Here is a 9,005-nt window from a genome sequence, read left to right as displayed (position 1 = left end):
CCTCCCGCCGACGCCCCCGGCCCGCGCGGGCCGGGGGCGTCGTCGTGAGGCGCGGGGTGCGCTCGTCCTCGCGGGGGAGGAGCGGTCAGTGCGCGAGGCGCTTGTTCACCTGCCGGGTCAGCCAGGCGGGGGAGAACCGGGAGCCCAGGGCCAGCACGCGCGCCTGGCGGCCCACGGCGAAGTGCACCTGGCGCGAGAGCCGCTGCACGGCGTTGGGGTGCACGGCCTGCCACACGGTGTCGGCGACGTCGTCGGCGCTGAGCCGCACGCCGAGCGACTCGGTGGTGCCCGTGGTGACGTCGGTGAGCATGCCGGTCTCGACGAACAGCGGCCACAGGTCCACCACGCGCACGCCGTGGTCGGCCCACTCCAGGTTGAGGGCCTCGGTGAGGCCGCGCACGTAGAACTTGGTGGCGCTGTAGTTGGCGAGCTCGGCCTGGCCGTAGATCGCCGACGCCGAGGCGAGGTTCACCGCGACGCTGCCCGGTGTGGCCCTGAGGTGGGGGAACGCCAGGTGCATCCCGTGCATGACGCCGAGCACGTTGACGCCGATCTCACGCTCCAGCGCCGCGGCGTCGAGGTCGGCGAACTGACCGGCGACGAGCACGCCGGCGTTGTTGATCATCACGTCGAGCCGGCCGGTGTCGGCCACGAACGCGGAGAGCCGCTCCTCGAAGGCGGCCCGGTCGCGCACGTCGAGGGTGCCGGTGACGACGCGGCCGGCCAGCGGTGCGGCGTCGGCCTCGAGGGCGGCGAGCCCGGCGGCGTCGAGGTCGAAGGCCCCGACCGTCCAGCCGTCGGTGAGGAAGCGCAGGGCGATGGCGCGGCCGATGCCGGCGGCGGCGCCGGTGATGGCGAGAGCACGGGTGTTCACCGCGCCAGGATCCCATCCGCCGGGGCCCCGCGGGGGTGGTCGCGGGGGTGACGTCCGTCGCCCCGCGCCCGTTCCCGGGGCGGGTCGGTCACAGCACGAGGCGGGGCGGTCACATCACGAAGCGGGACAGTCACATCACGAAGCGGAAGAGGGGGCTGTCGGGCGGCACCGGCTCGACGCGCAGCGACGACTCGGCCATCCGGGTGCGCAGCCCCACGAGGTCCTCGGCGTGCTGCAGCTCGATGCCGACCAGGGCGGGGCCGGTCTCGCGGTTGGAGCGCTTGACGTACTCGAACAGGGTGATGTCGTCGTCGGGGCCCAGGACGTCGTCGAGGAAGCGTCGCAGCGCCCCGGGCTCCTGGGGGAACTCCACGAGGAAGTAGTGCTTGAGGCCCTCGTGCACCAGCGCCCGCTCCACCACCTCGTCGTAGCGGGAGACGTCGTTGTTGCCGCCCGAGACGATGGCGACCACGCGCGCCCCCTCGCCGTGCACGGCCCGCAGCCGCGCGGCCTGCTGGCGCAGCCCGGCGGTGGCCAGGGCCCCCGCGGGCTCGGCGATGACCCCGTCGGCGCCGTAGAGGTCGAGCATCTCCACGCACACCAGACCCTCGGGCACGGCGTCGAGCACCGGACGGTGGGCCGCGACGAGGGCGTGGGTGTGCACGCCCACCCGCCGCACCGCGGCGCCGTCGACGAAGCCGTCGAGGGTCGCCAGGTCCACCGGGCCTCCGGCGGCGAGCGCCGCCGCCATGCTCGCGGCGCCCGCCGGCTCGACGCCGACCAGCTCGATCGGGGTGTCGGTGCCGCCGAGGGAGACGCACAGCCCGGCCAGCAGCCCCCCGCCCCCGACCGGCACGACCACGGCGGCCGGCAGCACCCCGTCGAGGTCGGCGACCTGGGCGAGCAGCTCGGTGCCCACGGTGGCCTGCCCGGCGATCGTGCGGGGGTCGTCGAAGGCCGGCACCGGCGTGGCGCCCGAGGCCGCGGCGTAGGCGCGGCTGGCGGCCGCGGCGTCGTCGTAGGTGTCGCCGCCGATGACGACGTCCACGAGGTCGCCGCCCAGGGCCGCGATCCGCTCGCGCTTCTGCCGGGGGGTGGTGCGGGGCAGGTGCACCCGTCCGCGCACGCCGGCGCGGGCGCAGGCCAGCGCCACCCCCTGGGCGTGGTTGCCGGCGCTGGCGCACGTGACCCCGCGCTCCCGCTCGGTGGCGGTGAGGCCGCTGATGAGGTGGGCGGCGCCCCGCACCTTGTAGGAGCGCACCGGCTGCAGGTCCTCGCGCTTGAGCCACACGTCGAGGCCGAGGGCGGCCGAGAGCCGGTCGTTGCGCTGCAGGGGCGTCGGCGGCAGCCAGGCGCCCAGGGTGCGGGCGGCGGCGGCGACGTCCGCAGGAGTCGGGCGGGGTGAGGTCGGGCCCGCGCTGGGGGGTGTCGGCGTGCTCACACCCCGATCCTGCCCGGCGGACCCCGTGCGCGCGCAGCCGGACCGGTGCGCGACCATGGCCGCCATCATGAGCCGACCCTCCGAGCCCTCCTCGCCGACCCCCGCCGGGTCGGGCGCGGGCCTGACGCCGCTGGAGCGGGACGTGCTGGCCTTCGAGGCCGACTGGGCGCGCCACGCGGGCGCGCGCGAGGAGGCGATCCGCGAGCGGTTCGGGCTGGGCGTGGCCGACTACCACCGGCTGCTCAACGCGCTGCTGGACCGGCCCGAGGCCGAGGCGCAGGCACCGGTGCTGGTGCGCCGGCTGCGGCGGCAGCGGCGCCGTCGTCAGCAGAATCGCCAGGAGAGTCGCCAGGAGAGTCGCCAGGAGAGTCGGCAGGAGCACCGCTCGACGCGGAGACTGTCCGCACCCTCACCTACACTCTGACGCGTCCTGTCCCGCGCTCCGCGGGCGGCCCCGACTCGGGAGGAGACCCCTCGTGCGTGCTGCGATCGTCGCGCTGCTCGCGCTGCTGGTCATCGGCCTCACCACCGCCGCGAGCGGGGAGAAGGCCGGTCGCGTGGTGCGCAGCGAGCTGGCGGGGGAGAGCGTCCGGCTCGACCTGCCCACCGGCGACGGCCGGCCCAAGGGGCTCGCGGTGTGGTTCCACGGCCAGGGCGGCAACGTCAACGACCGGATGCAGGGCCCCTGGCTCTCGGCGCTGCGCCGCGACGGCTGGGCCATCGCCTCCTCCGACTTCCACCTCCAGTCGTGGGGCAACGCCGCCTCCACCGACGACGTCCAGCGCCTCACCGCCTGGGCCTCCGAGCAGGTGGGGCTCCCGGTCACGCTGTGGGTCTCGGGCTCGATGGGCGGGTCGGTCTCGCTCAACGCCCTGCTGCACGGCGAGGCCCGGCCGCGCTGCTGGTACGGCGTCAAGCCGGCCATCTCGCTCAAGCGCATGGACGCCGTGCCCACCGCCGACCGCTACATCGCCGAGGCCTTCGGCGGCGACGTGCCGCCCGACCGCAACCCCGTGTTCAACGTCGACGCCCTGCCGCGCGACCTCGTCTACCGCGTGGTCGCCTCACCGGAGGACACCTGGGTGCCGCTGGACGAGAACGGCGGCGCGCTGGTCTCCCAGCTCGACGCCCTCGGGGTGGACGTCAGCTACCTGCCCGCCGAGGGCCCGCACGAGGACCCCTCCCACTGGGACTCGGTCGACCTGGTCGCCTTCGCGAACGGCTGCCTGGAGCGCTGACCCTCCCGGGGGCCGGGCCTCCCCGAGGACCGGTTGTCCCGGAGGACTGGTCTCAGGCCGGCGGCAGCAGTGCGGCGCCGGCCACGAACCGGTCGACGGTGATGCGGATCGCCACGCGCGCCGGGTTCTCCCGGGGCGTGCGGTAGCGCAGGGCGTAGCGCTCGCAGGCGCGGGCGATCTGCGCCGGGTCCTCCACCACCACGCCGTGGCCCTCCAGGGTCGACCAGCGGGCGCCGTCCACCTGGCAGGCCGCCACCGCGCCCCCGCCGCCCGCCCGCAGGTTGGCGACCTTGCGCGACCCGCCGCCGGCGATCACCCAGGCGCACTCCTGCTCGGGGTCCAGCGCCACGCCCACGGGCACGACGTGGAGCCGACCGTCGGGGCGCAGCGTGGTGAGGGTGCACAGGTGCCGCTCGGTCCAGAAGTCGGTCAGCAGCGGGGGGAGGTCGGTCCAGCCGGGGACGAAGGAGGCCACGGGCCCACCCTAGGGCTGCTCGGGCCACCCTCCGGGCGTCACCTCAGGGGCCCCGGATCCAGCGCTAGATCCAGCGCTAGATCCAGCGCTGGAGCCACATCCGGTCCAGCCACGCCTCCCGCGGGATGACCTCGTAGGTCAGCAGCGGGTGGAGGTAGGCGAAGTTCGCCACCACGAGCACCAGCAGCGTGCCGGTGACCACGACGCCGGCCGTGCGGCGTCGGCTCGGCGTGCGGTCGGGGCCGATGATCGCCCCGCACACCATGGTCAGGGCCAGCACGGTGAAGGGCAGGAACGCGACGGCGTAGAAGTAGAAGATCGGCCGGGAGTCGTAGAGCGTCCACGGCAGCCAGCTGGCGAGCATCCCGACCACCGGCACCCCGAAGCGCCAGTCGCGGCGCCCGATCCACAGGGCCGCGGCGGCGAGGAGGGCGACCGCCCCGCTCCACCACAGCACCGGGGTGCCGATGAGCAGCACCTGCCGGTAGCAGACCGAGCCGGCCTCCGCGGTGCACCCGTCCTCGCCGGGCTGCACGTCGAGGTCGGTGGCCACGCCCACGGTGCGCCCGATCAGCGGCCAGCCCAGTGGGTCGGAGCGGTAGGTGTGGTCGGCGCAGTTGAGGTAGTGGGTGTGGAAGGTGTAGACGTCGCGGTGGTAGTACCACAGCGAGCGCAGCGACTGCACGAGCTCGCCCGGTCCGGTCGCGTCGGGCTCGGTGGCGGTGGGCCACCGGGCGTCGTCGTCGAAGCTGTTGTCGGCCGTGCGGTCCTCGCCCTCACCGGTGCAGCCGTTCTCGGCGATGAACCCGGTGTACTGGGTGGAGGAGAGGTGCTGCTCATACTCGGAGGCGTGGATCAGCCACCCGGTCCACGATGCGACGTAGACGAGCGCCGCCACGCCCACCAGCTGCACGAACGCCGCGGCGCCGTCGACGAACGCGGTGCGCAGCCGCGCCCACCGCACCCCGTGGGCGCGGCGGGCGCCGGCGCTCCAGAGCCACACCAGCACCCCGAAGGCCGCCAGCGGGTAGGCGGCGGTCCACTTGGTGCCCAGGGCGAGCCCGAAGCACACGCCGCCGGCGAGCAGCCAGGGGCGCACGAGCACGGCCGCCACCGGCCCGAGCGCCGCGGGAGCGCCGGACGCCTCGTGAGCGCCGTCCCAGCGGTCGGCGAGCCGGCGCCGGAACCAGTCGCGGTCGTTGACCACACACGCCACGGCGCACAGCAGGAACAGGGCGAGGTAGATGTCGAGCAGTGCGAGCCGGGAGAGCACGAACTGCAGGCCGTCGAAGGTGAGCAGCAGTCCCGCCACCAGCCCCAGCACCGTCGAGCCGGTGAGCCGCCGGCCGAGCCGGCAGATCACCAGCACCATGAGGGACCCGGCGACCACCGCGGAGATCCGCCAGCCGAACGGGTCCATCCCGAAGGCCTTCTCGCCGAGGGCGATCAGCCACTTGCCGACCTCCGGGTGCACCTCCATCGAGGGGCCCTCGGCCCAGATGCCGCTGGTGCGGCCGTCGAGGATCGCGTCGTTGACGTCCTGGCCGCCCACGGTGTCGAGGTAGTCGCGCACGTAGCCCTGGGTGAGCAGCGCCCAGGCGTCCTTGGCGTAGTAGGTCTCGTCGAAGGCGAAGCGGCGCGGGGAGCCGAGGTCGTCGATCCGCATCGCGAACGCCAGCGCGGTCACCGCCAGCGCCCCGAGCCAGGCCCAGAGTCGCTCGCGGCCCCGGTGCAGGGCGTCCCAGCGCAGCCGTGCGCGCTCCAGCGCCGAGGGCAGCGGGGCACCGGACGTCGTGCGCGCGAGCGTCGCGGGCTCGCGGACGTCGACGGCACTCACGCCCTGCAGCCTACGGCGCCCCGCCCCCGGCCCCGGGTCATCGGGCGCGCGGGCTCGATCGGGGAGGCCGGGCCCGATCGGGCAGGCCGGCCCGATCGGGCATGATCGGGCGCGTGCTCATCCTCGCCGCCACCCCGATCGGCCGCGTCGAGGACGCCTCCCCTCGCCTGGCCGAGCTGCTGGGCTCCTGCGAGGTGGTGGCCGCGGAGGACACCCGCCGGCTGCACCGGCTGGCCCGCGACCTCGGCGTCGTCGTGTCGGGCCGGATCGTGTCGTACTTCGAGGGCAACGAGGTGGGCCGCACCCCGCAGCTGCTGGAGGCGCTGCAGGCGGGGGAGCGGGTGCTGCTGGTCACCGACGCCGGCATGCCGAGCGTCAGCGACCCCGGCTACCGGCTGGTCGCCGCCGCCGTCGACGCCGGCCTGGAGGTGACCGCCGTGCCCGGCCCCTCGGCGGTGCTCACCGCGCTGGCGGTCTCGGGGCTGCCGGTCGACCGGTTCTGCTTCGAGGGCTTCCTGCCGCGCAAGGCCGGTGAGCGCGCCCGTCGGCTGGCCGACCTGGCCGCCGAGCGCCGCACGATGGTGTTCTTCGAGGCGCCCCACCGCACCGAGGCCGCGCTGCGGGCCCTCGCCGAGGCCTTCGGGGACGAGCGCCCCGCCGCCGTGTGCCGCGAGCTCACCAAGACCCACGAGGAGGTCCGCCGCGGCGGCCGGGCCGCCCTCGCCGACTGGGCCGCCGAGGGGGTGCGCGGCGAGGTCACGCTCGTGGTGGCCGGCGCGGCCGCCACCGCCGCCGTCTCGCGCGACGAGGCCTCGCTGCGCGCCGCGGTCGCGGCCCACGAGGATGCGGGCATGACCCGCAAGGACGCCCTCGCCGAGGTGGCGCGGCTCGCGGGGGTCCCCAAGCGCGACGTCTACCAGGTGGTGCACGTGTCATGACCCGACTCACCCGCTACTCCCACGACGGTCTCACCTTCGAGGTGCTCGACGAGGGCCCCGAGGACGGCGAGGTCGTGGTGCTGCTCCACGGCTTCCCCGAGCGCGCCAGCTGCTGGCGCGAGGTGGCGCCGGTGCTGCACGCCCAGGGCTACCGCACCCTCGCCCCCGACCAGCGCGGCTACTCGGTGGGCGCCCGCCCGCGGCGTCGTCGCGACTACCGCACCACGCTGCTGGCCGGCGACGTCGCCGCCCTCGTGGCCGCCGCGCGGGAGGTCGCGCCCGGCGCCGCCGACGGCGTGCACCTGGTGGGCCACGACTGGGGCGCGATCGTGGCCTGGGTGACCGCGCTGCGGCACCCGGCGCTCGTACGCACCCTGGTGGCGGTCTCCGTGCCGCACCCCGAGGCGTTCCTGAAGGCGCTGGTGACCTCCCGGCAGTTCCTGCGCTCCTGGTACATGGCGATGTTCCAGCTGCCGGTCCTGCCCGAGCGGCTCGGCGCCCGGCGCGGGGGCTTCTTCGAGGCGATGCTGGCCCGCACCGGCATGGACGCCGACGACCTCGCCCGCTTCCGCAGCGAGATCGTCGACCACGGGGCGCTGCCCGGCGGGCTGGCCTGGTACCGCGCGCTGCCGTTCCTGGACCGCAGCCTCATCGGCGCCCGGGTCACCCAGCCCACGACGCTGGTGTGGAGCGACGGCGACGATGCGCTGGACCGCGCCGGGGTGCTGCGCACCGAGCAGCACGTCGAGGGCCCCTACGAGCTGGTGATCCTCGAGGGCGAGGACCACTGGATCCCCACCCACGCCCCGCAACCGCTCGCCGAGGCGATCCTGGTCCGCGTGGGGGCACGCGCCTGATGGCCGTGCCGACTGCACCGGGAGCACCGGGCGAGCGGCCGCCGGTGCCCGAGCCGCTGCCGGTGCCGGTGGTCGACAACCACTGTCACCTCGACGTCGTGCGCGACGGCGAGCCGGTGGTCCCCGTCGCCCAGGCGCTCGCCGAGGCGGCCGCCGTCGGCGTGACCCGCATCGTGCAGATCGGCTGCGACCTGCCCGGCGCGCGCTGGGCCGTCGAGACCGCGGCCGCGCACCCGTCCGTCGTGGCGGGGGTCGCCCTGCACCCCACCGACGCCGCGCGGCTCGGCACGGCCGGTCGGCTGGACGAGGCCTTCGCCGAGATCGAGGCGCTGGCCGCCCACCCGCGGGTGCGGGCGGTCGGTGAGACCGGGCTGGACCACCACTGGGTGCCCCCCGAGGACGCCGTCGGCCGAGCCGCGCAGGTGGAGTCCTTCCGTCGTCACATCGACCTCGCCAAGCGCCTCGACCGCACCCTGGTGATCCACGACCGCGACGCCCACGACGCGATCCTGGAGGTGCTCGACAGCGAGGGCGCCCCCGCGCGCTGGGTGATGCACTGCTTCTCCGGCGACGCCGACTTCGCCCGCCGCTGCCTCGACCGCGGGGCCCACCTGAGCTTCGCCGGCACCGTGACCTTCAAGAACGCCGCGCCCCTGCGGGAGGCGCTGCGGATCACCCCGCGCGACCGCGTGCTGGTGGAGACCGACGCGCCCTACCTCACCCCGACGCCGTACCGGGGACGCCGCAACGCCTCCTATCTGGTGCCGTTGACGATGCGCGTGATGGCGCAGGAGCGGGGCGAGGACCTCGCCGAGCTGTGCGCGGCGGTGGACGCCAACACCGAGGTCGCCTTCGGTGGTGCGTGGGCCTCGTTCCGCTGACCGGCGCCGGCCGACCCGAGGCGACCGACCGGACGCGACCGAGGAGCGCCGCGCGGGATCCGGCGATCGCTGTGATCCTCCTCGCAGCCGATCCCGACGCCGTGGGTGTGACGGATGTGACGCAGGTGACTGATGGGGTGCCGATCGGGTGATCCTGGCCACCCGAACGGGTCAGTACCGGGGTGTCGGGTTTGCAATCTCGACCGATCCACTGTTCTTCTGGTCGGCGTCGGCCGGGATCGGGAGATTCCCGCCGGCGCGCCAGGACGGCGATCACGGGCCCTCGGGGGTGTCGGATCGACGCTCCCGCACCCGACTCGGTCTCGGGTGAGCGCCGGTGGCCCGAGGCCCGGGGAGCACCACCATCGGAGCACGATGCCCCACCATGCGCAGCACCCCCAGTCCTCCTCGCTAGACCAGTCCTCCTCGCTCCACCAGTCCTCGTCGCTAGACCCCGCCGGCCG

9 protein-coding genes are annotated in these 9,005 nt (G+C 75.3%); 5 read left to right on the top strand and 4 right to left on the bottom strand.

Going from position 1 to position 9,005, the window contains the following annotated elements:
* Positions 1-85: 85 nt before the first annotated feature.
* Positions 86-874, bottom strand: coding sequence for an SDR family oxidoreductase (locus ACERUJ_RS08475; protein ID WP_370248075.1), 789 nt, complete (start codon positions 872-874; stop codon positions 86-88).
* 130 nt (positions 875-1,004) lie between these two features.
* Positions 1,005-2,315: a threonine ammonia-lyase IlvA gene (gene ilvA / locus ACERUJ_RS08470; RefSeq protein WP_370248074.1), complete on the bottom strand. Its 1,311-nt coding sequence runs from the start codon at positions 2,313-2,315 to the stop codon at positions 1,005-1,007.
* Positions 2,316-2,382: 67 nt separating this feature from the next.
* Here ilvA and ACERUJ_RS08465 point away from each other — a divergent pair, with 67 nt between their 5' ends.
* Positions 2,383-2,739, top strand: coding sequence for a DUF3263 domain-containing protein (locus ACERUJ_RS08465; RefSeq protein ID WP_370248073.1), 357 nt, complete (start codon positions 2,383-2,385; stop codon positions 2,737-2,739).
* Between the two features lie 52 nt (positions 2,740-2,791).
* Positions 2,792-3,553 carry an alpha/beta hydrolase family protein gene (locus ACERUJ_RS08460; RefSeq protein WP_370248072.1) on the top strand — a complete coding sequence of 254 codons (762 nt, stop codon included), beginning with the start codon at positions 2,792-2,794 and terminating at the stop codon, positions 3,551-3,553.
* A gap of 52 nt (positions 3,554-3,605) precedes the next feature.
* Here the strand turns inward: ACERUJ_RS08460 and ACERUJ_RS08455 are convergent, their stop codons facing one another.
* Complete coding sequence (locus ACERUJ_RS08455) at positions 3,606-4,028, bottom strand: pyridoxamine 5'-phosphate oxidase family protein (RefSeq protein WP_370248071.1); 423 nt, start codon at positions 4,026-4,028, stop codon at positions 3,606-3,608.
* 76 nt (positions 4,029-4,104) lie between these two features.
* Positions 4,105-5,865: a dolichyl-phosphate-mannose--protein mannosyltransferase gene (locus tag ACERUJ_RS08450; protein ID WP_370248070.1), complete on the bottom strand. Its 1,761-nt coding sequence runs from the start codon at positions 5,863-5,865 to the stop codon at positions 4,105-4,107.
* Between the two features lie 101 nt (positions 5,866-5,966).
* Here ACERUJ_RS08450 and rsmI point away from each other — a divergent pair, with 101 nt between their 5' ends.
* From rsmI to ACERUJ_RS08435, 3 genes are read left to right on the top strand one after another with little or no spacing between them, the layout of a single operon-like run.
* Positions 5,967-6,803 (top strand): 16S rRNA (cytidine(1402)-2'-O)-methyltransferase, encoded by an 837-nt coding sequence (gene rsmI / locus ACERUJ_RS08445; RefSeq protein ID WP_370248068.1) that lies wholly within the window; start codon positions 5,967-5,969, stop codon positions 6,801-6,803.
* Positions 6,800-7,660, top strand: coding sequence for an alpha/beta fold hydrolase (locus ACERUJ_RS08440; RefSeq protein ID WP_370248067.1), 861 nt, complete (start codon positions 6,800-6,802; stop codon positions 7,658-7,660). Before rsmI ends, ACERUJ_RS08440 begins: the two co-directional genes overlap by 4 nt.
* Before the next feature lie 44 nt (positions 7,661-7,704).
* The gene (locus tag ACERUJ_RS08435) at positions 7,705-8,541 is read left to right on the top strand and encodes a TatD family hydrolase (protein ID WP_370248066.1); all 837 of its coding nucleotides are present in this window, start codon (positions 7,705-7,707) and stop codon (positions 8,539-8,541) included.
* Positions 8,542-9,005: the final 464 nt, after the last annotated feature.

The organism is Nocardioides sp. (genome assembly GCF_964228225.1).
Lineage (GTDB): Bacteria > Actinomycetota > Actinomycetes > Propionibacteriales > Nocardioidaceae > Nocardioides.
This window is presented reverse-complemented; position numbering and strand designations above follow the sequence as displayed.

Bases quoted from the DNA above. Each gene is read 5' to 3' on its own strand.
- ACERUJ_RS08440 (WP_370248067.1), top strand. From the start codon at position 6,800: ATGACCCGACTCACCCGCTACTCCCACGACGGTCTCACCTTCGAGGTG.
- rsmI (WP_370248068.1), top strand. From the start codon at position 5,967: ATGATCGGGCGCGTGCTCATCCTCGCCGCCACCCCGATCGGCCGCGTC.
- ACERUJ_RS08465 (WP_370248073.1), top strand. From the start codon at position 2,383: ATGAGCCGACCCTCCGAGCCCTCCTCGCCGACCCCCGCCGGGTCGGGC.